Origin of the sequence: Streptomyces sp. NPDC001536 (assembly GCF_042894505.1) — a bacterium.
In the GTDB taxonomy this organism is placed as follows: Bacteria; Actinomycetota; Actinomycetes; order Streptomycetales; family Streptomycetaceae; genus Streptomyces.
Window position 1 is genome coordinate 118,021 of sequence record NZ_JBIAVQ010000015.1, and the last position, 21,357, is coordinate 139,377.

A 21,357-nucleotide genomic window follows, 5' to 3' on the forward strand; every position below is an offset into this window, starting at 1 on the left:
CTTCGTCCGGATCGTGAGACATCTATTTCATTTGTACGGGGGTGGAAGACAGGAGATCTTCCACCCCGCGGCCACGGGGCCTAGCCGACGTCGAGACGCAGCAGGTCCTCCTCCGTCTCACGGCGGACGATGACCCGGGACTCCCCGTCGTTCACCGCGACGACCGGCGGCCGCAGCACATGGTTGTAGTTGCTGGCCATGGACCGGCAGTAGGCACCCGTGGCCGGTACGGCAATGAGGTCACCGGGCACGATGTCGGCCGGCAGGAACGCGTCCCGCACCACGATGTCCCCGCTCTCGCAGTGCTTGCCGACGACACGGGCGAGCATCGGCTCGGCGTCGGAGGTGCGGGAGACCAGGGCGACGGTGTACTCGGCGTCGTACAGCGCGGTCCGGATGTTGTCGGACATGCCGCCGTCGACGGAGACATAGGTGCGCAGCCCGTCGAGGGCCTTGGTGGTCCCGACCTCGTAGAGCGTGAACGCGGTAGGGCCGACGATGGCGCGCCCCGGCTCGACGGAGATACGCGGAGTGCGGAGCTTGGCGGACTCGCACTCCCGGGTGACGATCTCGGTGAGCGCCTTGGCGATCTCGTGCGGCTCGCGGGGGTCGTCGTCGGAGGTGTAGGCGATACCGAGGCCACCACCGAGGTCGATCTCCGGAAGCTCTACGCCGTGCTCGTCACGGATGTCCTTGAGCAGCCCGACGACCCGGTGGGCGGCGACCTCGAACCCGGACATGTCGAAGATCTGCGACCCGATGTGGGAGTGGATGCCGATGAGTTCGAGACCGTCGAGCTGAAGCGCACGCCGCACGGCCTCGGCGGCCTGTCCGCCGGCGAGGGGGATGCCGAACTTCTGGTCCTCGTGGGCGGTGGCGATGAACTCGTGCGTATGTGCTTCCACGCCGACGGTGATACGGATCTGGACGCGCTGCCGCTTGCCCAGTTCCTGGGCGATGTGGGCGACCCGGACGATCTCCTGGAAGGAGTCGAGGACGATACGGCCGACACCGGCCTCGATGGCCCGGCGGATCTCGTCGGTGGACTTGTTGTTGCCGTGGAAGGCGATGCGGTCGGCGGGCATACCGGCGGAGAGGGCGGTGGCGAGCTCGCCGCCGGAGCAGACGTCGAGGTTGAGCCCCTCCTCGTGCAGCCAGCGCACGACGGCGCGGGAGAGGAAGGCCTTGCCGGCGTAGAAGACGTCGGCGTCGGCACCGAAGGCGGAACGCCAGGCGCGGGCCCGTGCGCGGAAGTCGGTCTCGTCGATGACGTACGCGGGAGTGCCGTGCTCCTCGGCGAGCTGCGTGGCGGTGATACCGCCGACGGTGAGGACACCGTCCTCGTTGCGCGTGACCGTCTGGGCCCAGACCTTGGGGTCGAGGGTGTTGAGGTCGGCGGGCGGCGCGGAGTAGTGGCCCTCGGGGAGGACGTCGGCGTGACGGGGCCCGGCGGGGTGTGCGGAACGGCTCATGATCTGTCGCTGGCTCTCTAGATGTGGTCGGGTGCGTCGATGCCGAGCAGGGTCAGGCCGCCGGCCAGCACCGTCCCGGCGGCTTCGGCGAGAGCGAGCCGGGAGCGGTGGGCGACCGAGGGTTTCTCGTCGCCGAACGGGAGGACCGTGGGGAGAAAGGCGAGGGTCGCGTCGGCGACGGTGACGAGGTGACGGGCGAGGCGGTCCGGTGTGCGGGCCTCGGCGGTGGTGCGGAGGATCCGGGGGTGGTCGGCGAGGGCGGTGATGAGGGCGCCCGAGGGGGTGTGCGCCCGGTGTGTGTCTGTGAGGTGGGTGTCGGCCGGGTGCGCGGTCGCGGGGTGGGCGTCGCTGGGACGCGGGCCTTCGAGCTGTACGTCGCCAGGGTGGGCGTCGAATCCCAGGTCGGCGGCGTTGCGGCTGAGGGCTCGGGTGCGGGCGTGGGCGTAGCGGACGCGGAAGAGGGGGTTGCTCTCGCGCTGGACCAGGTGCTCGTCGGTGATGCGGGGACGGTCATGGGCGGCGGGGTGGAGCAGGGCCCAGCGGGCGGCGTCGCGGCCGAGGGGGGTGGGGTCGGCGGGGGCGGGCACCGGACGGACGTTGACGTCGAGGGGGGCGGGCGCCTCGGGGGTGCCGAAGGCGTCGACGTGCGCGCCGAGGATGTCGGTCCACTCCGGGCGGGGCGGGGCTTCCGATGACGTGCGGACGAGGGCGCCCTGAGAGATGAGGATGCGGGCGGTGGCCTGCATGACGACGACGGCGCGGACCTCGTGCGGGGCGTGGAGCTGCACGATCTGTCCCGCGGGGCGGTCGACATGGCCGTAGCGGAGGCCACGCCGCAGGATCTCCTCGACGAGCGCGGCGGCGGAGGTGTCGCCCAGGCTGATGTTGAGGAAGCCGGGCCCGGTGACGACGACGTCGGTGACGCCGGGGGCGTCCAGGAGATACGGCCGGAGGATCTCGGCGACCTTTTCCGACGGCTGCCCGGCGGGGCGGGCGAGCTGGAGGGCGATGGTGGTGGCGAAGTCACCACAGCCACCTGGCCCGGGGGGCGTGACGACGGCCCGTCCGGGAACGGTCACGCTCAGCTCTCCACCGTCGACAGCGCGACGGACCGCGCGCAGCACGGTGCGGGAGAGCTCGACGGGGGTCACGGGACAAGCGTAGGGGAGGAGGGGGGTGGGTAAGCGAGTCGGTTTGGGCGAAGGTCCGCGATGTGGACGGAGTCGGCGGGGAGGCGTGACGCGGATGCGGTGTCCTGGGTCGGTCTCGGCTCAACCGCCGGTACGCCCGGCCCTCTCGGTCTCCCCAGCGCCGAGGACGCGCCCGAAGACGTCGTCGCTGTCCTCCTCGACCGGGTCCCCGGCATGCCCGCGCTCGATCAACTGCCGTACGAGCTGGACGAGTTCGGCAGGTTCGAAGGGCTTGGCCAGGAAGGCGTCGACACCGACGTCGAGCCCGCTCTCGACCTCGTACTGCGTACACGCGCTGACGATGGCAAGGGGAAGATCACGGGTCCGTGGATCGGAACGCAGCCGCGCGGCGGTCCGAAGCCCGTCGAGTCGGGGCATAACGACATCAAGGGTCACCACGTCGGGCCGTACCTGATGCACCACATCCAGACACTCGGCACCATCGGCCGCGGTCACGACCTCGATGCCCTCCAGCTCGAGATTGACCCTGATCAACTGCCGGATGACCTTGTTGTCGTCCACAACAAGCACCCGGCCCGACGCGCCTGGCACAACTCGAGAGTAGGTCCGGACCGGCCACCGCGTCCGGGTTTTACCGACTTCTGCCCCCCGCAGGCGAACGAACGAGATCACCAGTCCACACAACCGACCACCACGCCCCCTCCCGGACAGGCCCACGACCCCACTAAACCCGTTCATGAACACCCCGACGAAGCTGGTAGTGTTCTACTCGTCGCCGCGAGCAACGCGACCGACACGCCCCCGTAGCTCAGGGGATAGAGCAACGGCCTCCGGAGCCGTGTGCGCAGGTTCGAATCCTGCCGGGGGCACTCGCCAGTCAGACAGCAAGAATCAAGCTCTGACCTGTGCGGATGCCGACTTGAGAGAGCGGGAGTCAGTCTCACTGACTCCCGCTCTTTCTCGTTGCCTCTCACTGTTCGCGCACCATCTGCGATACACGCGACACACCTCCGACACGGTCACGCGTAGGGCACCCCTGACTATCTCGGGGGCATTGCGGAAGGATGTGGACATGCCCAAACCGAAGAGCTTCACAGCCTGGTTGAAGACCCAAACCGATCGAGACACCGGCATCGGCGACCTCGCCCGTGATGTCGCCAACGATCCCGACTGGCCCTCGCGAAGGAACCGGGCGGGACAGCTGGCCTATCTCGAAGAGTGCGGCGCCATCCCAGCTGCCATCGAGATGTTCGAAAACGCCTGGGTGCGATACGAGGCGTACCGGGCGACGCTGGGCGATGTCTGAGTCGGTAGCGCGATCCAACAGGAGTATTGGCCCCTCGCTGCGCCTCTAGAGGCCTTTACGATGCGGGTTGCGCCGGGTCAATGACCTTGGCGTGGACCACGCTATGCCGGAGGGAGCATGGGCATATGGCGGATGGCGCAGCGGTGTATGGGTTAATCGGAGCCGTAGGAGGGGCGCTACTGGGAGCGCTGGGAACCCTCTCGGTGCCACTGTTGCAGAACAGGAGGACGGATCGCGAGCGGGATCGGTCTCGCGCAGAAGGCCATTTCGAGAAACTAATGGCCTTGCGGAATGCTACCCGCGACCTAGTGATGCTTCTAGAGGATACCCTCGACCAAAGATCGGAAAGTTTTACAGGCAATCAATTCAACGAAGATCGGTTTCGGTCCGACATTCAGGCCGCGAAAAGAAAGGTGATCGCAGCGGCAGAAGGTCTCTGGATCCACGGATGGGATTTCCGGATCCACAACAGCACTCCAGGGCCTGATTACACCAGCACTCTACCTAATCCATACACGGGGGCCGCCGGCCAAGTGGTTAACGGGCCCCCTGTAGCCGATGCATTTAATAACTTCGCATACAAGACGTTCATTTTATCGAGAATGATCGAGTCCGGAGTGGCAGAATTGCCGTTCCTTGACCGCCGAAGCCGTGGAGCCTATGACGCGTTCCGTGAGGTGGAAGAAAGCCGCAAGGTTCTCATGGGGTATGTCCTTGAACGTATGGGCGCGCTGCGCGATGGGGACCTAAGCTAAGAGACCTCGAATGGGCTTGCGTTAAGGAAGAGTGCTGAGCCGGTCTTGGTTAAACCCCGACGCTTGAAGGCCTCCAGCGCTAGAGGGCGGTCCGAGCCTCCCGGGCCGCCCTCGCAGCGCGGTGATACGGACCGCTATGCAGAGTCTCCGTCCTCTTCCAGCGCTTTTGCGATCTTCGCGTTGGCGGCTTCCTCGTGACCGTCGATGCAGCCGTGATAGCGCCGGTGGATCACCTCGGGAGAGTTGCCGACCCGCCGAGCTACCTCAGCGATCGGAACCCCGGCGTTCAACCACCGTGTGATGCAGGCATGCCGGAGGTCGTACGGGCGCCCAGCCAACGGCGAGTCGACGCGCTCAGGAGGGAGCGCGTATTCCCGTGCTTCCTCCCAGACCCGCCAGTAGGTAGAAGAACCGACCACACCCCCACGTTCGTTGCCGAACACGCGCCCTTCCTTGGCCGTCCCGAACGAGTCCAGGTGAGCCCGCAGGATCGCCACCAGGACAGGCGGGATGGGGACCGGCCGATCACTCGTGGCCTCCCGCGCCTTGAGCCCGCGCCGGTCGTGACGTTCCCCGGAATCGGTCCACTGCTTCCCGGAGACAGGACGCGTCTCCCGGAGCGTCAGCGTGCCCCATCCTGCGTCTGGGAGGTGGCAGTCAGAGCGCCTCAATCCGACCGCTTCGGCCGGACGCAGGCCCGCGTAGTACAGGACCGCATAGAAGGCCACCAGACGCCTCCCACGACACCGATCCCATGAACCAACGTAAGAGACTGCCGCGAGCAACTGGCGAGCCTGCATGGCGTTCACGAGGACGCGCCGGTCCACCACCACATTGGAGCCCACGTGCTTCCGGCGAGTGCGCTGAAGCGGGTTCTCCGGGAGGTCGCCCGCTACTACCGCATGTTCGAGTGCGGTGTTCAGAGCACGGCGGCGCCGTCTGTACGTGTCCCCTGCTGCCGGGGTGCCGTCCAGCTTGTACCCGAGGCGATAGAGCACATCCTCGAACACCGCAGCGTCTGCCACATCGCTGACCGGGCGGTCCGTCGCCGTGAGCCATTCATACGCGGCTTTGAGGTTGGCCGGCGGATCCTCCTTCGCATTTGCGGGAACCACCCCCCACCGGAAAGCCAACCGCAGTTGTTCATCAGAGGGAGCGTCGTCCCCACGCTTAACCATGGCGAGAGAAACGGCGGCAAGACCGTCCGCCATACCTTCTCGGGTCTTGGCCGCGCTCGCACGCCACCGCCCGGCGAGGTACTTCCGGCAGAACTCGAACCATCGCAACGGCGGCTTTCCTTCAGCGACTTTGGCCGCTGCTGCTGCCGCGCGGACTTCAGACTCAGGCTGTCCGCTTGCAATCTCGAATGCCTCGCCTCGACGCATTGCCTGCCGCAATTCCGAGCGCCGGTTTTCGGCAAGTGCCGACGTGGCGAAAGTCGCGCTGCTTACCTTTCCGCCTACAACCCATCGCAGTTGGTACGGACGTGCCTTCCGATTGACTTTCGCGACCTTCCAGAGCCGAATGTCGAGGGAATATCCCGGCTTTGCTTCCCCGTGCGGCCGGAGGACAGGAGTGTCGTTGTCCATGCTCACGCAGCGTCCTCCCGCTCTGTAAGCCAACGTTCGTATTCCGACCGCCGGATCCGTACATCGCCGTTGGGGAGCTTGATTGCGCGGGGTCCTTTGCCGAGTTGGCGCCACCGGTAGAAGGTCGATGGGGCGACCTTCAGATCGGCGATGACCTCTCTGACGGTCATCTTCTCGTCCGACGTACGGGCGCTCATTCCGCCGTCCTCTCGGCTTCGTCCTCACAGGACAGGGCGGACAGGTCCAACTCCGACTGTCCGGGGTGTTCGTGCTGGTCAGATGGGGCAACCGGACAGCCGGACAGTGCGGACACCTCTCCGGGGTCCTGCATCCGGGTCTCGGTGTCCGGGTAGTACCGGCCGCCGGGGTCCTTGGTGAGCTGTCCTGCGTCGGCCATGCGGTTGCACGTACGCCGGATCGTGTCCAGGTCCACGTGCGGCAGCTCGCTGGCCATGTCTTTGGGTTTGGCGCCGGGGTGGGCGCGGACGTAACGCAGGATCGTGGCGCGGGTGTCGCTAACGGTGTGGTCGGTGACCGGACCGTCCAGCAAATGCCAGGCGCCGGAGGCGGGTTGGAAGCTGAGGGCGTATTCGGATTCATCCACGTCGCGGCCGGTGACGTGCAGGATGCCGTCCGCCTGCCCACGCGCGCGCTTCAGCACGAGGGTGGCGTCTGCCGCTCCGGCGATGCCGTTGGTTCCGGAGACCTCGGTCAGGAAGTCGTCGGAGCCTGCCTTGCGGACATGGTGGACCAGAACGACGGCCACGCCGTAGTGGTCGGCAAGCCGCTTGGCGTAGCCGACGGAGACGTAGTCAGCGTCGTACGCAGACACCCCTTGCGGGGCCTGACCACGCATCTTGGCGAACACGTCGATGACGACCATGCGCGCGTCGGGGTTACGTTCCAGCCACTGGGCGATGGCCTCGCTGCCGCCCTGGGGGAAGGGCGGGCATTCGGTGACCAGGGTCAGCCCGGCAGGTGCCGGCTGTCCGCCCAACAGCTTGCCCATGCGGGTCTGGAGACGGCGCGGGGTGTCTTCCAGAGCAAGGTAGAGCACCGGGCCTCCCTCGACGGGCACAGAGTCAAAGGCCTTGCCCCCGGCCGCGACCGACAGGCCCAACCCGAGAGAGAGCCAGGACTTGCCGACCTTGGGCGGTCCGGCAAGCAGGCTGACGCCCTCCGCGAGGATGCCGGGCACGGCCCATTTCGGCTCAGGGAAATGTGCGTCCATGAGCTGGTCGGCGGTCCATGCGGTCCGCGGGCGCTCCCGTTTGAGCGGCGCCATGGGGACTGTCTCCGCGTCGCTGGGCACGGAGTACAGGTGCAGGGGCGGGATGGGGTTGGCGCTCATGCCGCGACCGTCCGCGGGCGCCGGGCTCCGGCTCGCAAACCGGAAGCGATGGTGCGCAGTGCCTCGCGCTCCCCCTGGCCGACTTGGAGCGCGGCGGTGAGGAGCCAGCCGGTGACGTCGGCTTCGCTCAGTTCGCCTCCGGCAACGAGCTGTCCTAGGGCGACCGAGGCGCAGAAGAGCGAGTTGTTGTGCTCGTGCGGGCCGGAGCCGGTCACCCGCTCCACTTCGCTATTGATCGCGGAGCGGAGGAAGGCGGTGCGCCTCCCGCGGCCGGTGAGGGCGACCGTGATGGGGGTCTGCGGGGGCAGCGGTGCCGGGCGCAGGAGTTCGGCGAGCCAGTCCGGCAGGGGCGCCACGGGGGCGTTGCGGGTGACCTCGTACGGGTGTCCGGCGAAGGTGCTACCCGCGCCGACCACGAGTCCTCCCCAAGCGCGGGTGTCGACCTTCCAGCCGAGCCCGCGAGCGCTGTCCCCGGCGGTGTTGCGCAATTCCTCGCCCTTGGGAGCGGCGAAGTACAGATGAGTCCCGCCACTCCAGGTGCGGACGGTATGCGTATCCCCGGGGAAGGGCTGGCCGTGGCGGTCACAGAGCACGGCGAGTACGTCGGCGCCGTCGGTGACGCCGTGTTCGGCCCATGCGGCTGGCGGGGTGTCGTCCGGGTGCTTGGGCTTGTCCAGGTCGATGACGATCAGACCGGAAGGGCCGGTGGCGATACCGACGTTGAAGACCGCGACAGACCACGCGCGGTCGATGCGGTCCGGGTCGGTGGTGGCGCGGGTCTCCCAGTCGGAGACGGCCGGGCGCTTGTCGCCAGGGATGAGAGGGAAGACGCGCCAGCCGCGTGACGCTGCGTCAAGCGCGGCGGCGTGCTGGGCGGAGCCGTCCGGGTGCGGCATGCTGGGGTTCTCCTGTTCTGTCTTCGGATGGGCAGGGAGAACCGCGGCGGCGGGCGACCTTGCTGGGGAGTCCCGCCGCCGCGGCGTTGCTACTGGTTCTTGATCCAGTGGGTGTATTCCTGGCGGACGTAGCCGCGCGGGTCGGCGTTGGAGACGGCGTTCTCCGGCCCGTACGGAGTGCCGTGGCAGTCGCTCTCGCCGTCCCGGTCGAACGCGATCAGCCGATGGGCCGCTTCGATGGCGGCCTCGGCTGCGTCGGTGTGGAAGCCGTCGGTCTCTCCGTGGAGGGCGATGCGGTCCAGGAGAGCGGCCTTGCGGAGCCAGAAGTCGCGGGGCAGGTGGGTGCCGAACGGCTTGCGGGCGGCCTGGTCGGCGGTCCATCCGACCTCGCTGACCATGCTGGGGGCGAGGGCGTAGGCCGTTTCCGGGGTGGGCCACGGGCCCGTGTCGGGGCGGTGCTCGGCACTTACGTACAGCCGTAGCCGCTTGCCGTCGCGGGTGGGGTACTGGCGGACCGGGCCGGTGGTGAACACCTGGGACAGGGCCTTGTGGACGCGGTCGCTGTCGTCGGGGTCGCAGATGATGCGGATGTCGAGCATGACTCAGTACTCCTTCGTCGTGTCGGCGGTGGGGAGTTGGGGCAGTCCCGCGGCTTGCAGGGCGGCGGGGTCGAAGCCCGGCAGGGCGGCGCGATGAACGAGCGCTTGCGCGAGGGATTCGGCGTAGGCGGCGCCGCTGCGGGCCACTTCGATCTGTGTGGTGGAGCGGAGGGTTTCGACGCGCTCGATGTGGGCGTACTCCTCGCGTCGCTCGCTGGTCTCCCGCTGGTAGGCGACGGTTTCGCGGCGGTCGGTGCGCCAGTAGCGGGCGGCGAGTCCGTAGGCGCCGGCCGTGGCCAGCGACCACAGCAGCAGCGGCAGGGGCAGGCCGTCGGCGTATCCGGCGACCCCGGCGAAGGCGAGGGCGCCGGAGGCGGCGAACGCGGTCCCGACAAGCACGGAGTCTCCGGTTGCGTTGCCCGCGACCACTCCCGCGGCGGCGGCCCCGAGAGACAGGGCGGTCATCAACGCGGCGTTGCCGATGCTGTGTTCGGCGCCGTTGGCGTTCCAGATGCGGGCCAGTGCGAGCACGGTGGTGGTGGCGATGGCGGGGGCCGCCTTGGGTAGCGCCGCCGCGGCCCAATGCCGGGCGGTGGTGGGCTCGTTCATGGCTGGCCTCCTAGATCTTGCCGAGGGCGTTGACGACGGCGGCGGTCAGCTCGGTCACCGGCTCAGAGACGCCGGTGGAGGCGAGGTAGAAGCCGAACATCACGGCGATGAACGCGGAGCCGTAGCCGAGGGTGTTGGAGCGCAGCAGGAAGAACAGGACCAGGCCGAACAGGAAGACCAGGGAGACGGTGACGGCCATCGGTTATCCCTTCGAGGCAGGCGTGGTGGCGGGGGTGTCGGTGCCGGCGCGGTAGATGCGGGCCCACCGGTTGTAGAGCCAGCGGCCGACGCGTATGCGCTTGCCGGTGGCCTGGCAGCGGCGGCAGTCCTTGCCGCGCTTCATGCGGCCCTTGCGGTCGGTCTTGAACGCGAAGCCCCAGCCGGAGCACTTGCGGCAGTTGCCGAACGGCGAGGCAGCACACACGGCGACGTAACACAGAGTGACATTGACGAGCAGGGTGATAGCGAGCAGGATCAGGGGCATGAAAGGCCCTTCCAGGCGGTTTCCAGGGGTTTCCGCAGGTGGGCCGCTATCCGCTAGCGGCCTGATCAGAGCCTGTTTGGGGCGCTAGCGGGGCCGCTAACGTTAGCGGGGTGTGCCGCTATCGTTAGCGGCCCCGGAGTGTCAGCCCGCGCCCCGGGTCCCGTCACGCTCCGCAATCGCGGCGACGATGTGGGAGCGGTCGATACCGCGCCGGTTGACCACCTTGCCCTTGACCCGGCGCCCCACCTGGATGGTGGAAACCCCGTGCGGCTTGAGCGCGGCGGCGAGCCCCTCGGGGTCCCAGCCGCTGTAGACGTCCTCGCGCAGGTCGGCGAGGCGGGCGACGACGGTTTCGGACCACACCTTGGGCTCATCGGCCGGGACGACGGCGAGGATGTCGGCGAGCAGGTCGTAGCCGGACGCGACCGGCTCGGGTGCCTCCCCCAGCGCGTAGCCGGACAGCAGTCCAGCCTTCTCGCGGGTGCGGCGGGCGCGGGCGGCGATCGTGTCGGCGCCCGGGGCGTCCACGTAGACGGAGGAGACGATGCGGGCATCGGAGCCTTCACCCACGAAGTAGTGAATGCCCTTGTCTCCCCAGGCGAACATGGTCGCCCGCACCCCGCGCTTGTACGCGGACGTGCCCAGGACCATGTCGTTCTCCAGCTGGCCCATCACCTTCAGGCACCAACGCGCCGACGCGTTCGCCGAGATGCCGGTAGGCAGTGCCTTGGCGTCCGGGCGCTGCGTGGCGAGCAGCAGCACGATGCCGGTGGCCGGACCGCGCTTGACCAGGTCGGTGCCGATCTCCTCGAACTCCTTGCCATGCTCGGGGTGCTCGAAGAGCACCTGGCACTCATCCACCCCGATCACGATCGGATGCAGGCCCAGGGAGCGCTTGTCGGCAAGAGCGCTGGTCACCTTCGACTCGGGGCAGATGTCCCGCGGCAGCGAGCGGATCACCTTGGTGCGGCGGCGCAGTTCCTCGCGCAGCGCCCGCCAGTCGTTGAGCGCGTACAGGATCGCTTCGTCGTCATCTCCGGCAGCGTGCCGGTGGGAGACGGCGTTGCCGACCGGGTCCAGGTCACCGGTGCCCTTCATGTCGTAGGTGTGCAGCTCCGCACGCGGGTCCAGGGCGGCGATAAGCAGCAGCAGACGCAGCAGGAACGTCTTGCCCATACGCGGGATGGCGCCGATGATGCCCGCGATGTACATCAGCGTGACTTCGATCCAGCGTCCGCGCTGGTCAGTGCCGTAGGCGACCGGCTTGAACAGATCCACCGACCCCGACTTGAGCAGCGACCATGCAGGCTTCTTGGCCTTGTTCATGTCCTGGTCACCGACCCACAGCACCAAGTGGCCGGTGTGCTCGTCCGGCACTGCCTCGGGCCACACGCACCCGAGCGGGCGGCGCAGGCCGGAGGCGAGCCGGTCGCGGCGCTCGATGACGTCGGTGACGGTGACGCCGTAGGGGAGGTTGCCCTCCGCGCGCCAGCCGGGGCCGTCGCGGGTGATGGGGGCGGTGAACTCGAACCCGTCCCGGCCCTTGGACTGTGCCTGGTTGATGGCGGGGATTCCGAGCGCCCCGAGTGCGCGCAGCACGATGTCCGACGTGAGCTTGACCGCCTTGGGCAGTTCCACGGCGCGGTGGATGACTGGCGCGTCCGCCTTGCGGCCGGCCGCCCCCAGGGCGAGGACGACCGTGCCGACCGAGACGGCTTGCAGCCAGTCGGGGGCCAGCACATACAGGGCGAGCGCCAGGCCAAGCCCGACGAACATCGCCAGCACCGTGACGAGGGTGCGCAGGCGGACCCGGCCGTCACGCTGCCGCGACAGCTTCAGATACTCCGCCGCATCCTCGCGGCGCACGGCGGCGAGGCGGACCGGTTCGCCCTCGCGGTCGGCCACCCACCGCGCGGTCCCTCCGATGAACCGGACGGCGCCGGTGGGGGCCTGGAAGGCGAGGCGGGCGGCGTAGACCGGGGCGCGCAGCGCGTGATACCCGGCCGCGTGGGCGTAGTGGCGGGCCACCCACGTGGTGGCGGTGCGCAGCTCCGCTGTGGAGCGCAGCCAGACGGGTACGACCGCACGGCGCCGCGCTCCGGCGAGCCGACCGAGGTAGCCCGGACCGGTCGCGGTCGGCGTCGGCTGGTCGACCATCCGGCGGGCGGTCGGGTCACCCGACCCATCACCCGACCCACCACGCTCCGGGTCGGCCGACCCGACCGCGTCGGGTCGGGCGGTCGGGTCGGCCGACTCGGTACGGGCCGACCGTGCCTTGTCGAGGTCGACCACCTCACCCCCGGAGTCGGGGCGCGAGTCGGCGGCCAACTCGGCTTCAAGCCGGTTGAAGAGTTCGTGGTCGTCGTCGGGGTGCTTCACTGAAGGTCCCTTCCAAGGGGAGAAAGGCGGGGCCGGTCCGTCGCTGTAGGAGGTGAGCGGACGGGCCCCGCCGGAACTTTGCGAGCAGGTCAGACGGTGGTGCGGGCGCGCGTCGTCGGCACGGTCACCGCCGACGGGTCCTCTGCTTGGGCACGATGTAGGGGTGGCCGTTGACCATGTGGTCGACGCACTGCGGGCAGTCCTCGCGAGGGGCGAGGTGGCGGTGTGCACGCCGGTCGTTGGCGTGCTGCCAGCACTGCGGGCACTCGCCCGCAGGCGTCTCTGTTCGGGCCACGGTCACCACCACCCCGAGGACTTACGGGCGGCCTTGGCGGCGGTGGCGGCGTTCACGATGCGCTGCCGCTCGTTCTCCAGCGCGCTCAGCTCCGACGCGAGCCGCTTCATCACCGACTGCGTCACCGCATCCAACTTGCGTTCCGCGCGGGCAGGGCTCTTGCCCCGCGCCACCTTCAGCGAGCCTCCGGCGAGGGCGGTCATGATCTGGCGGCGCTCGGAGCCGGTCAGCGGCCACCACTCCTGCCTGCGAACCGCCTCGATCTTGCGCTGTACGAGCAGGATTTCACGGTCCTGACGGCGGGTGTTGGGCTTGCCCATGGTCAACCCCTCCTCGGGGACGTGCAGTTGGCGGGTTGGGTGGCGGGGTAGGCACACAGCAGGCACATGCCGAGCGAGGTCGGCATGCAGTAGCTGTAGGTGACCTGGCAGACGGGGCAGGTGCGGCGGGCGAGCATCGCCAGCGCGAGGGCGCCCCACTTGCGCGACGTCATCGGCCGCACCGGCTTGGCGAGGTCCTCGCGGTACAGGTAAGCGACCTGCACACCGGCCTTGCGGCCCCGGTGCCGGCGCATCACCTGCGCCGCCACCGGCTGACCGCCGGGACGTAACCCTTGCTCGCGCAACTGGCGGCGGGTGGCGTAGCCGTCCGGGGCGAAACGCCACGGAAAGGTCGGGACGCCGAACCGGACGCCGGTCGGGTCGTAGCACTTGGTGTAGGCGGTGCCCATCAGGCCGCCACCCCCACCGTGGGAGCGTCGGTGCGGGCGCCGGGGCGTCCGGACCGGCGCCCGGCGACCGTGGCGAACAGCCGGCCGAGCCCGGCGCGGCGGGTGCCGGCGCGGCCCTGCTTGGCCGCATACATCGCCTCATCCGCCCGCCGCAGCAGGCCGGACAGGTCATCGGCGGGGAAGTCCGCGGCACGCACCCAGCCCAGCGACACAGTGGTGTGCACGGCCGGGTCCTGGCCGTCGACCGGGCGGGCGAGGACATGGTGCAGCAGCGGCAGCATGCCCGCGGTCAGCTCGTGGTCGTCGATCAGGACGGCGGCAAACTCATCGCCCCCGAGCCGCCCGGTAACCCCGGACGGGCCGACGTGGTGGGCGAGACGGTCAGCAACTGCCTTGAGCAGCGCGTCACCGGCCGGATGCCCGAAGGTATCGTTGATCTGCTTGAACCGGTCGACGTCAGCCAGCACCACGACCGCACGCGGGTCCCTGAGCAGGGCAGTGGCGCGGCGGGTGAAGCCGTCGCGGGTGCGCAGGCCGGTGAGCGGGTCACGCCGGGCACTGTTCAGGCAGCCGCGCAGCCACCACACATGGACCGCCCATGCGGCAGTGATCGGAAGTGCAGACAGCAGGATCGTGGCCAGAGTGCTCACGCGGCCACCTCCGCGCGCTGGTCGTCCTCAGCCAGCCCGGCGGCCGGGACGTCAACGGGTTGCAGCACCGGGCCGTTGGCACGCTCGGCCTTCAACTGGTCCCGCAACGTGCGGGCGTTGGCCTGCGAGACATGCAGCGTGGTGCGGATACGGTCCGCGGTCAGCTCCGCCTCCGGCCAGTCCTCGGTCACCTCGCGCGCCTCCGTCACCAGCTCCTCGAAGGTGCGCTGCGTCTTGGCCTTGCCCTTGGCGGGCCGCTTCCGCGGACCCTTGGGCGCCGCACCCTGCGGAACCTGCGGAACCGGCCCCGGCTCCGGCTCGGAGTCGACCAGCACGGCGCCGGTGGGGGCGAGGTCGCCCATGCGCAGCATCACGCGCTCACGCCGCGGGGTCTTCGAACGCCACGAGCGGCCGTAGCGCTCGCGCAAGTCCGCGCGGGCCAACTGCCGTTCCTTCTCCCGCGCCAGCGCATCGGAGTAGGAGGTGATCTCCCACAGCGTCATGCGACGCCACAGCGCGAAGGTGGACGGGAAGGCGAGCAGCCAGCGGGAGAACCGGATCTTCTCCATACGGCGACCGGTCGCGGCGCCGATACGGACGGCGTAGATGTGCGCGCCGATCTCGGAGAACACCACCCACAGCAGCGGCATCGTGCCGTGCGCGACCTTGGCCGACAGGGAGTGTCCAGCCGCGATGTTCAGCCCGCACGTGATCAGCGTGAGCACCCAGGGCACGAACCGCACCCACGCCAGCGCCATGTCCATGCGGATCAGCAGCAGGTTGGCCACGGTGAACACCGGGATGGCCACGTCGATACCGACCGGCAGCATCCACGGCGCGGAGAACCCCCACCGGAGCGCGGCGGACGACACCGCGTCGAAGGAGGAGATCAGACCAAGCGCACCAACCCCGGCCGCGGTGAGCGCGCCGATACCGGCGAGCCCCATCTCCGGGCGGGTCAGCGGCGGCACAGCCGCATGTTCCACGGCGGTGGCCATCACTCGTCACCCGCCTCGGACGCCCGAAACTGCGCGTCCATCAGCTCCGCCTGCACGTCGGTGACCTGACCGGCGAGGATGCGCTCATAGACCGCCTGGCTCTCCAGGAACATCCGGTCCTCGAAGTTCGCGCCCTCGCTCATGCCGCCGCTCCCTTCCGGGAAGCCCGGCGCCGCCCGGACGGGCGGGCGAGGGGGACGACGTTGACCAACTCGGGGTGCAGCTCGATGAGTTCGGCGGCGACGCGGGAGACGTCGTCGGCGAGGTGCGGGGAGTCGGCGAGGATGTCGCGGGCCGCATCCCGACGGGCCGCGCGCTCCTCCTCACTCTCCCCCTCCTCCCCGAGCCACAGCTCAACCGGGGTACCGAGGGCGAGTTCTACGAAGTCCTCAGCAGAGATGGCCTGTTGATGGCCGACGTACGTGCGCATGGACGTTCTCCTGAGTCGAAGGAACAGGGAGGGACGCGACACCGGGCGACCTTGCTGGGGAGTCCCGGCGTCGCGATTTCAGATTGACCTAGGTCAATCTGACTGTCAAGAGAGTCCGGCCTAGAAGCAGAGATTGACCTAGGTCCAGTTACTCTCGAACCCATGGAGCAGAGCCCAGAAGCGCCCAAGCAGACGCCCACAGCCAAGGAGATCGCTGCGGAGTTCCGCGAAAAGATCACGGGCCCGAACCGCGAGTACGACCCGGGAGACCAACTCCCCGCGGCTCGCAAGCTCGCCAAGGACCTTGGTGTGCAGCTCATGACCGTGCAGAGCGCGTTCGGCCAGCTCCGTGACGAGGGGCTGATTCTCACCCAGCAGGGCCGCGGGACATTCGTCCGTGACCCATCGCTGCCGCTCGGCAGCGAGCCGGGCAGTAGCCCCGCGTTCACCGCGCTGGCAACAGAGCTCAGCTCGATTCATGACGCTCTTCGTCTGCTTGGTGAGCGACTCGACCGCCTTGAACAGCTAGTCGGTGACGGGACTCCACCCTTGCCGTGAGTTCGTCGGCACGCCTCAGCAGGCTTTCGACCGTGGTACGCGCCTCCCTCAAACTCGCCCCGATCAAGGCGAGCTCGGTGAGAGTCAGGCCACTCGCACTGCTCCGCTCATTGATCCCTGACATGCCAATGAGCATGCGACCGGAAACGAAAGAGGACCCGGACAGTATGTCCGGGTCCTCTTTCCTTGCAGCTCAGGCAGGTTGACGACTCGTCATCGAATAGCCTCATCCACAGCGTCCAGCACCGCCGCCCACGGGAGTTCACGCCCCGCCGGCGCTTCTCGCGGCTCGTACAACGGCCATACGTCCGGACCATCGACGATGCGCACTCCCCCGGCCCGCAGGGTGTCGATGTGGCGCTGCCACGCTGGATGGCGAGCGTGCGCGGCGTTCACCCGCGGGAAGACGACGACCGGCAGACCGAGAGTGCCGATGGCTTCGCCCACCTGTGTCAGGGCCTGGTTGTCCATCAGACCGGTCGCAAGCTTGGCGACCATGTTGGCCGACGCGGGAGCGACCACGTAGCAACCAACGGGCGGATGCGGCGGCGCCTCTCCGGGCAGCCGCGGTTCATCACGCACGGGAAGGCCAGTGAGCTTCTCCAGCCGTTCAACCTCGCCGCTCATCCGCAGCCACTGACCCGCGGTCGGCGTCAGTGTGACAGCCACCTGCCATCCGCGGTCCATCGCGGGCTCAACGAGACCGATGCGCAGTGCCTCTACGCCCCCGGCCGCCGACCCGACGACTCCGAGCACCCCGCGCTTGCCTGAACTCACTGCACCGCCCTGCACCGTTGAGCCATCACGAACACCTCAGACGAACGCGAGCCACCGGTCACCGGAGACTGCTTGATCAGGTCCCGTAGCGTCTCACGTACTCTCGGATTGTTCCGTACGAGCTGCGGCGACGTGCGCTCAGCCGTTCGCAGCTCGGCGAACGCCTCATCTCCGTGGCCGGCGAGCGACAGAGCCCTCGCGAAGTCGATGCGATGCGAGACGCTGCGCTCCTGCGGCATGTGGTCGACGTTGATCCGGCCGCGCTCCACGACGTACGAGATGTTGTCGAGATCCAGCTCAACGGACAGGCGATGGAGCAGTACGTTCGTGGGCCCGAACCCGGTCTGCCAGTAGTTTTCATCCGCCCCCAGGTCATCCGCGAGATCCTCGGCACGGTCCAACAAGGTCGTGGCGGTGGGCCGGTCCTGGTGTCGTGCTGCGGCGACGGCAGCGCGCAGGTGGATCATCCCGAGCAAGCTCAGCGCTGCGGGGTCGTTGTCGATCACCCGCGACGACAGCCATGCAGCCGCGGTGTTGCCCAGCTCCAGGGCATCGTCGTACCGGCCGTTCGCCAGAAGAGCATGCGTGCCGGATCGCGCGGCGGATGCCAGCACGAGCGGGTCGTCCGACTCATCCGCCGCTCGCATCGCGCGCTCGGCCGCAAGCCATGAGACGTCCGATTCACCGATCTTCGCAAGTGTCGTAGCCGCGAGATGGTGAGTGCGCGCCGACACTGCCCAGCAATCGCCACGGTCTTCGCCGCGGCGCGCCGCTCGCTCCTCCAACTCCTGTGCCGTCTGAAGCAGAGCAGGAAGGGCAGCGATGACACTGCCGAGCCGTCCGCCCTGGTAGTCGTTCCACGCCTGCTCCACACGTACGGCCGCAGGGGCGGGCGTCGGGAGCTGAGCCTCAGCGTCGGGACCGAAGAGCAGACGCGAGAGGCGACGCGGACTCATGAGGGCGTCACGTACGGCAGGGACGTCATCCTGCTGCCGCTCGTCTTCCATGAGGACGGTCTGTCCGAGCAGATCCCCAAGGGGCACGCGCAGGGTGTGCGACAACTCCGCGAGCATGTCGATACGCGGTGGCTTCCGGCGCCCAGTCTCGATCTTGGCGAGCCAGTCAGTGCTACGGCCCACCAGACCGGCCAGCACCTCTTGCGTGTAACCGCGGCGCTTACGGTAGAACGCGATGCGCTCACCAATGCTGAGGTGATCTCCGAGACCACGCATGGGGTGTTGCCTCCCGCTGCCGAGTAGGGGCGTCTCTCACGGTACCGACGCAGCGGGCAACGGGTAAGCGACCTCGCCCCTTACCGGCCCGCCATGGTCAGCATGTGGCACAGATCAGGAGGGGACCCGGACGGATTGTCCGGGTCTGATGGAGCCATACCGGGAGGTGTCCAGGCTGTCCGACTGTCCGGTTGCGGCTCCCACCTGCACAAAGAGACCGGACAGCTCAGAGCACCAGTGTCCGGGCTGTCCGGCTACAGACGGCTGTAACACCCAGAGGTGCTACAGCCAGTAGGCCCAGCCGCCCGTTCGAGGCACGAAGGCCGTATGAAAGCTGGTCTGAGCCTCACCAGTGTGCCGAGTTCGGAGAGACCCGGCACGCTCATTCACGGCCAGCACACCAGCCCCCGAGGATCCGAGACTGACATCCTCCGACAGCACTCTGACCCTCGAAACAGGCACACACGCGGCTCCGACGACCTAGTCTGGCGTCGCGCATGTCAGTTGCAGCACTGCCATGCTGTCTGAACAGTGGCGGGTGGGGGCGATATGCAGTGGTGGGAGTATGCCCTGCTGGGCGCTACGGGCGGTGCCCTGGTCGAGCTGCTTTCGATCTTCAACTGTCTTGCACGCTGGCAGGAAGCACGAAAGACAACAACCGGCAGAATAAGGGCTAAACCCCCCTCAGTGAGAGTATACCTAGACATTCCAGCTCACTTCTGGATGACGTTCTTTCGGACGCTTCTCGGCTCGGCCACCGCTTTGGCATTTGGCGCCAGTGGATCTATTAGTGGCGTAGCGGCAGCGATAGCTCTCGGTTTCTCGGCTCCATCTCTTTTGGCGCAGCTGGGAAACATTCCTCAAGTGGCTGACGCGGTTGGAGATCCTTCAGCAGAGGGGCGCTCCAGCCCTCGCAGCAGTGTTGAATTCACCGGAGGGAGCGGCCAGTGACTGATGGGAAAATTACCCAACGGATTCTTTCCGGCTTGCTTGAAGCCTCTCCACCGCCAGCGCCGATTATCCCATCTCCGGACAGAATGAACCTACCCCGAAGGGTCCTCGCAGGGCTTTTGGGGGTCCCCGCCCAGACCGGATACTTGCCACCTGAGCCACAGCCAGCACCCGTGCCTGCACCTTCCCCCCTTCTGGTGTCCGTAGGCGCGGGTGGCGGAAGCAGGGAAGAGCCTGATCCTGGATGGCCAGCGGATTCGGAAATCGCATACCCCAAGAGAGATCGCAAGCCGTGGAAGTACGTATTCGGATCGGTTTTCGTCGACCTGACCGGTATGACAACTCTGGCTGGTTCCGCACTCCACCAATCCGATCCATCGCATACAGGGCTGTTTGCCGTACTGCTGGGGGCGGCCTGGGTTCTGGTGCGATTCGCTCGCCGTAGGTACTCATTCCAGACTCTAGGACAGAAAAACCCATTCGGCGCCATGCTTGTCGATGGGCTTGTTCTTACTGCACTGGCTAGTCTGGCGCATGCTCTTTTGGGAATCGACTCAAGCAATAGTGCAAGTACAATTCCCCTATGGCTGGGAGTACTCTCCTCTTATATAGCCCAGGAGGTTCTGCGTTGGAGTAGGCGTAGGAAATGGAGGCAAGGCCTGGACCGCAGCACGACGCTCCTGGTTGGACCCTCACGCGATATCGTGCACCTATTCTCTGCGATGCGGCGAGGCAACGCACAACAATTCAAGGTCGCGGGCGCATGCTTGAGCGACCCGGAAAATGCCGCGGAGGTACGGGACGCAGGCCTCCCCGTTCTTGGTGGTACGGACCGCATAGACGACGTTATCCACGCCCTGGGCATCAGCTCCTTGGTCACCCTACCGATTCCCGGAGCTGACCCCGCCGTGCTGCGCCGCATGTCCTGGAGCGCGGCCGTACAAGATGTCGACTTCCTACTAGCCCCAGTACTGACCGACGTGTCAGCCTCCCGACTGGAAGTACGACCTACCGACGGAGTTCCACTAATTCGGATCAAGAGACCCGACATTTCCCGGGTTTCCCGACTACCCAAAGAACTGATGGACCGCACCCTCGCCGCCAGCCTCCTGCTGATGCTGGCGCTGCCCATGCTGCTCATCGCCCTAACGATCAGGCTGGACAGCTCTGGCCCGGCCCTGTCCCGGACCCGGCGAGTGGGCCGCTTCGGCGACCAATTCACCATGCTCAAGTTCCGAACTATGCGGGCTGACTCTGAGGCCCTGCGGGCAGAGCTGGCAGAGCACCTGCACCTCAACAACCGCGCCGGGATGGTGTTCAAGTTGCCGCGGGACCCCCGGATCACCCGGGTCGGTTCCTTCCTGCGCCGCACCTCGCTCGACGAACTACCACAACTGATCAACGTCCTCGGGGGCCACATGTCGCTCGTCGGTCCCCGCCCGCCGCTGCCGGAGGAAGTGGAGGAGTACGCGCCGGAGGTCAAGCGCCGGCTGCTCGTCAAGCCCGGACTCACCGGGCTGTGGCAGGTCAGCGGACGCTCCGACCTGTCCTGGGACGAGGCGGTCCGGCTCGATCTCTACTACGTAGACAACTGGTCCATGGCCCTGGACCTATCGATCCTGGCGCGTACCGGGTCCGCAGTGGTGCGAGGAACGGGGGCCTACTGACCCCGATGGGACAACCCGGGGTGTTACAGCCCGTCGGCGAAGCCGACCAGTCAATGGGCGCAGGAGCCGGAGGCGACTTCCGACTTCGCACTATCTGCGATACAGGGGGCACCACATGCTTCCGTGGATCAAGGAACCTGCTGGTCAGGAACCATTCGCAAGCCGAACTCTGATTGTGCTCCGGAGCCGTGTGCGCAGGTTCGAATCCTGCCGGGGGCACCCTGTATGAGGTGCCCAGAGACCCCGTAAGCAGCGGAAACGCTGAGTGCGGGGTCTTCGCGTATGTGTGGGGCGTGGGGTGCTGGGGGATCGAGGCGGCTTTACTCGGCGTTCGGCAGTGACTCGGATGGTCCGGTGGGTGCTCGCCGTGGGGCGTCGCCCGTGCGCGTGGGCCCACTGCTCGTGTCCGGGGCGAAGAGCGGCCGGGTGTACTCCAGTGTGGCCGCGTGTTCGGGATTTGGCTTCGTGGCGGGGGCAT

25 protein-coding genes and 1 tRNA gene are annotated in these 21,357 nt (G+C 67.8%); 5 read left to right on the top strand and 21 right to left on the bottom strand.

The features are described from left to right. Window positions 1–80: 80 nt before the first annotated feature. From lysA to ACFY0U_RS34440, 3 genes are all read right to left on the bottom strand, one after another. Window positions 81–1,472, bottom strand: coding sequence for a diaminopimelate decarboxylase (gene lysA, locus ACFY0U_RS34430; RefSeq protein WP_388642475.1), 1,392 nt, complete (start codon window positions 1,470–1,472; stop codon window positions 81–83). Window positions 1,473–1,489: 17 nt separating this feature from the next. Further along, on the bottom strand, window positions 1,490–2,623 hold the full coding sequence (gene nrtL, locus ACFY0U_RS34435) for an ArgS-related anticodon-binding protein NrtL (RefSeq protein ID WP_388642476.1): 1,134 nt from the start codon (window positions 2,621–2,623) through the stop codon (window positions 1,490–1,492). A 120-nt stretch (window positions 2,624–2,743) separates the two neighbouring features. Then, on the bottom strand, window positions 2,744–3,214 hold the full coding sequence (locus tag ACFY0U_RS34440) for a response regulator (protein WP_388642478.1): 471 nt from the start codon (window positions 3,212–3,214) through the stop codon (window positions 2,744–2,746). 206 nt (window positions 3,215–3,420) lie between these two features. Here ACFY0U_RS34440 and ACFY0U_RS34445 point away from each other — a divergent pair. The 3 genes from ACFY0U_RS34445 (at window position 3,421) to ACFY0U_RS34455 (ending at window position 4,684) form a co-directional block, all read left to right on the top strand. Then, window positions 3,421–3,492: transfer RNA gene (locus ACFY0U_RS34445), tRNA-Arg, on the top strand. Between the two features lie 203 nt (window positions 3,493–3,695). Continuing rightward, complete coding sequence (locus tag ACFY0U_RS34450; RefSeq protein WP_388642479.1) at window positions 3,696–3,929, top strand: YozE family protein; 234 nt, start codon at window positions 3,696–3,698, stop codon at window positions 3,927–3,929. 125 nt (window positions 3,930–4,054) lie between these two features. Then, complete coding sequence (locus ACFY0U_RS34455) at window positions 4,055–4,684, top strand: hypothetical protein (RefSeq protein WP_388642480.1); 630 nt, start codon at window positions 4,055–4,057, stop codon at window positions 4,682–4,684. A gap of 134 nt (window positions 4,685–4,818) precedes the next feature. Here ACFY0U_RS34455 and ACFY0U_RS34460 read toward each other — a convergent pair whose 3' ends face one another. From ACFY0U_RS34460 to ACFY0U_RS34535, 16 genes are all read right to left on the bottom strand, one after another. Beyond that, complete coding sequence (locus tag ACFY0U_RS34460) at window positions 4,819–6,273, bottom strand: tyrosine-type recombinase/integrase (RefSeq protein WP_388642701.1); 1,455 nt, start codon at window positions 6,271–6,273, stop codon at window positions 4,819–4,821. 2 nt (window positions 6,274–6,275) lie between these two features. Beyond that, on the bottom strand, window positions 6,276–6,470 hold the full coding sequence (locus tag ACFY0U_RS34465) for a helix-turn-helix transcriptional regulator (protein ID WP_388642481.1): 195 nt from the start codon (window positions 6,468–6,470) through the stop codon (window positions 6,276–6,278). Then, on the bottom strand, window positions 6,467–7,624 hold the full coding sequence (locus ACFY0U_RS34470) for an AAA family ATPase (RefSeq protein ID WP_388642482.1): 1,158 nt from the start codon (window positions 7,622–7,624) through the stop codon (window positions 6,467–6,469). The genes ACFY0U_RS34465 and ACFY0U_RS34470 overlap by 4 nt, the downstream gene beginning before the upstream one ends. Then, entirely contained in the window at window positions 7,621–8,520 is a 900-nt protein-coding gene (locus ACFY0U_RS34475; protein ID WP_388642484.1) for a bifunctional DNA primase/polymerase, read from the bottom strand. Before ACFY0U_RS34475 ends, ACFY0U_RS34470 begins: the two co-directional genes overlap by 4 nt. A gap of 89 nt (window positions 8,521–8,609) precedes the next feature. Beyond that, window positions 8,610–9,119, bottom strand: a complete 510-nt coding sequence (locus ACFY0U_RS34480) for a hypothetical protein (RefSeq protein ID WP_388642486.1) — start codon at window positions 9,117–9,119, stop codon at window positions 8,610–8,612. 3 nt (window positions 9,120–9,122) lie between these two features. Continuing rightward, entirely contained in the window at window positions 9,123–9,728 is a 606-nt protein-coding gene (locus tag ACFY0U_RS34485; RefSeq protein ID WP_388642487.1) for a hypothetical protein, read from the bottom strand. Window positions 9,729–9,738: 10 nt separating this feature from the next. Beyond that, window positions 9,739–9,927: a hypothetical protein gene (locus tag ACFY0U_RS34490; protein ID WP_388642489.1), complete on the bottom strand. Its 189-nt coding sequence runs from the start codon at window positions 9,925–9,927 to the stop codon at window positions 9,739–9,741. A gap of 3 nt (window positions 9,928–9,930) precedes the next feature. Next, on the bottom strand, window positions 9,931–10,212 hold the full coding sequence (locus tag ACFY0U_RS34495) for a hypothetical protein (protein ID WP_388642490.1): 282 nt from the start codon (window positions 10,210–10,212) through the stop codon (window positions 9,931–9,933). A 141-nt stretch (window positions 10,213–10,353) separates the two neighbouring features. After that, entirely contained in the window at window positions 10,354–12,591 is a 2,238-nt protein-coding gene (locus tag ACFY0U_RS34500) for a cell division protein FtsK (protein ID WP_388642492.1), read from the bottom strand. A 124-nt stretch (window positions 12,592–12,715) separates the two neighbouring features. Then, window positions 12,716–12,892 carry a pRL2-8 gene (locus tag ACFY0U_RS34505; protein WP_388642494.1) on the bottom strand — a complete coding sequence of 59 codons (177 nt, stop codon included), beginning with the start codon at window positions 12,890–12,892 and terminating at the stop codon, window positions 12,716–12,718. Beyond that, window positions 12,889–13,206 (bottom strand): hypothetical protein, encoded by a 318-nt coding sequence (locus tag ACFY0U_RS34510; protein ID WP_388642496.1) that lies wholly within the window; start codon window positions 13,204–13,206, stop codon window positions 12,889–12,891. Before ACFY0U_RS34510 ends, ACFY0U_RS34505 begins: the two co-directional genes overlap by 4 nt. A gap of 2 nt (window positions 13,207–13,208) precedes the next feature. Further along, window positions 13,209–13,616, bottom strand: a complete 408-nt coding sequence (locus ACFY0U_RS34515; protein WP_388642498.1) for an RRQRL motif-containing zinc-binding protein — start codon at window positions 13,614–13,616, stop codon at window positions 13,209–13,211. Next, the gene (locus ACFY0U_RS34520; protein WP_388642500.1) at window positions 13,616–14,266 is read right to left on the bottom strand and encodes a GGDEF domain-containing protein; all 651 of its coding nucleotides are present in this window, start codon (window positions 14,264–14,266) and stop codon (window positions 13,616–13,618) included. The genes ACFY0U_RS34515 and ACFY0U_RS34520 overlap by 1 nt, the downstream gene beginning before the upstream one ends. Beyond that, a complete protein-coding gene (locus ACFY0U_RS34525) occupies window positions 14,263–15,264 on the bottom strand; it encodes a DUF2637 domain-containing protein (RefSeq protein ID WP_388642501.1) in 1,002 nt (333 codons plus the stop codon). The genes ACFY0U_RS34520 and ACFY0U_RS34525 overlap by 4 nt, the downstream gene beginning before the upstream one ends. After that, window positions 15,264–15,407 carry a hypothetical protein gene (locus ACFY0U_RS34530; RefSeq protein ID WP_388642503.1) on the bottom strand — a complete coding sequence of 48 codons (144 nt, stop codon included), beginning with the start codon at window positions 15,405–15,407 and terminating at the stop codon, window positions 15,264–15,266. The genes ACFY0U_RS34525 and ACFY0U_RS34530 overlap by 1 nt, the downstream gene beginning before the upstream one ends. Next, window positions 15,404–15,694 (bottom strand): hypothetical protein, encoded by a 291-nt coding sequence (locus ACFY0U_RS34535; protein WP_388642505.1) that lies wholly within the window; start codon window positions 15,692–15,694, stop codon window positions 15,404–15,406. Before ACFY0U_RS34535 ends, ACFY0U_RS34530 begins: the two co-directional genes overlap by 4 nt. Before the next feature lie 162 nt (window positions 15,695–15,856). On the opposite strand from ACFY0U_RS34535, the gene ACFY0U_RS34540 reads away from it, so the two are divergent. Further along, entirely contained in the window at window positions 15,857–16,252 is a 396-nt protein-coding gene (locus ACFY0U_RS34540; RefSeq protein WP_388642506.1) for a GntR family transcriptional regulator, read from the top strand. A gap of 213 nt (window positions 16,253–16,465) precedes the next feature. On the opposite strand, the gene ACFY0U_RS34545 is transcribed toward ACFY0U_RS34540, so the two are convergent. After that, the gene (locus tag ACFY0U_RS34545; RefSeq protein ID WP_388642507.1) at window positions 16,466–17,029 is read right to left on the bottom strand and encodes a flavoprotein; all 564 of its coding nucleotides are present in this window, start codon (window positions 17,027–17,029) and stop codon (window positions 16,466–16,468) included. Then, window positions 17,026–18,261, bottom strand: coding sequence for a helix-turn-helix domain-containing protein (locus ACFY0U_RS34550; RefSeq protein WP_388642509.1), 1,236 nt, complete (start codon window positions 18,259–18,261; stop codon window positions 17,026–17,028). The genes ACFY0U_RS34545 and ACFY0U_RS34550 overlap by 4 nt, the downstream gene beginning before the upstream one ends. Before the next feature lie 1,286 nt (window positions 18,262–19,547). On the opposite strand from ACFY0U_RS34550, the gene ACFY0U_RS34555 reads away from it, so the two are divergent. Continuing rightward, window positions 19,548–20,879 carry a sugar transferase gene (locus ACFY0U_RS34555; protein ID WP_388642510.1) on the top strand — a complete coding sequence of 444 codons (1,332 nt, stop codon included), beginning with the start codon at window positions 19,548–19,550 and terminating at the stop codon, window positions 20,877–20,879. Window positions 20,880–21,357: the final 478 nt, after the last annotated feature.

Excerpts from the sequence above, each read along its gene's own strand:
- ACFY0U_RS34470 (WP_388642482.1), bottom strand. The coding sequence starts at position 7,624 with ATGAGCGCCAACCCCATCCCGCCCCTGCACCTGTACTCCGTGCCCAGC.
- ACFY0U_RS34550 (WP_388642509.1), bottom strand. The coding sequence starts at position 18,261 with ATGCGTGGTCTCGGAGATCACCTCAGCATTGGTGAGCGCATCGCGTTC.
- ACFY0U_RS34455 (WP_388642480.1), top strand. The coding sequence starts at position 4,055 with ATGGCGGATGGCGCAGCGGTGTATGGGTTAATCGGAGCCGTAGGAGGG.
- ACFY0U_RS34540 (WP_388642506.1), top strand. The coding sequence starts at position 15,857 with ATGGAGCAGAGCCCAGAAGCGCCCAAGCAGACGCCCACAGCCAAGGAG.
- ACFY0U_RS34530 (WP_388642503.1), bottom strand. The coding sequence starts at position 15,407 with ATGAGCGAGGGCGCGAACTTCGAGGACCGGATGTTCCTGGAGAGCCAG.
- ACFY0U_RS34535 (WP_388642505.1), bottom strand. The coding sequence starts at position 15,694 with ATGCGCACGTACGTCGGCCATCAACAGGCCATCTCTGCTGAGGACTTC.
- ACFY0U_RS34475 (WP_388642484.1), bottom strand. The coding sequence starts at position 8,520 with ATGCCGCACCCGGACGGCTCCGCCCAGCACGCCGCCGCGCTTGACGCA.
- lysA (WP_388642475.1), bottom strand. The coding sequence starts at position 1,472 with ATGAGCCGTTCCGCACACCCCGCCGGGCCCCGTCACGCCGACGTCCTC.
- ACFY0U_RS34525 (WP_388642501.1), bottom strand. The coding sequence starts at position 15,264 with ATGGCCACCGCCGTGGAACATGCGGCTGTGCCGCCGCTGACCCGCCCG.
- ACFY0U_RS34515 (WP_388642498.1), bottom strand. The coding sequence starts at position 13,616 with ATGGGCACCGCCTACACCAAGTGCTACGACCCGACCGGCGTCCGGTTC.
- ACFY0U_RS34485 (WP_388642487.1), bottom strand. The coding sequence starts at position 9,728 with ATGAACGAGCCCACCACCGCCCGGCATTGGGCCGCGGCGGCGCTACCC.
- ACFY0U_RS34495 (WP_388642490.1), bottom strand. The coding sequence starts at position 10,212 with ATGCCCCTGATCCTGCTCGCTATCACCCTGCTCGTCAATGTCACTCTG.
- ACFY0U_RS34450 (WP_388642479.1), top strand. The coding sequence starts at position 3,696 with ATGCCCAAACCGAAGAGCTTCACAGCCTGGTTGAAGACCCAAACCGAT.
- ACFY0U_RS34555 (WP_388642510.1), top strand. The coding sequence starts at position 19,548 with ATGACAACTCTGGCTGGTTCCGCACTCCACCAATCCGATCCATCGCAT.
- ACFY0U_RS34460 (WP_388642701.1), bottom strand. The coding sequence starts at position 6,273 with ATGGACAACGACACTCCTGTCCTCCGGCCGCACGGGGAAGCAAAGCCG.
- ACFY0U_RS34510 (WP_388642496.1), bottom strand. The coding sequence starts at position 13,206 with ATGGGCAAGCCCAACACCCGCCGTCAGGACCGTGAAATCCTGCTCGTA.
- ACFY0U_RS34480 (WP_388642486.1), bottom strand. The coding sequence starts at position 9,119 with ATGCTCGACATCCGCATCATCTGCGACCCCGACGACAGCGACCGCGTC.
- ACFY0U_RS34490 (WP_388642489.1), bottom strand. The coding sequence starts at position 9,927 with ATGGCCGTCACCGTCTCCCTGGTCTTCCTGTTCGGCCTGGTCCTGTTC.
- ACFY0U_RS34465 (WP_388642481.1), bottom strand. The coding sequence starts at position 6,470 with ATGAGCGCCCGTACGTCGGACGAGAAGATGACCGTCAGAGAGGTCATC.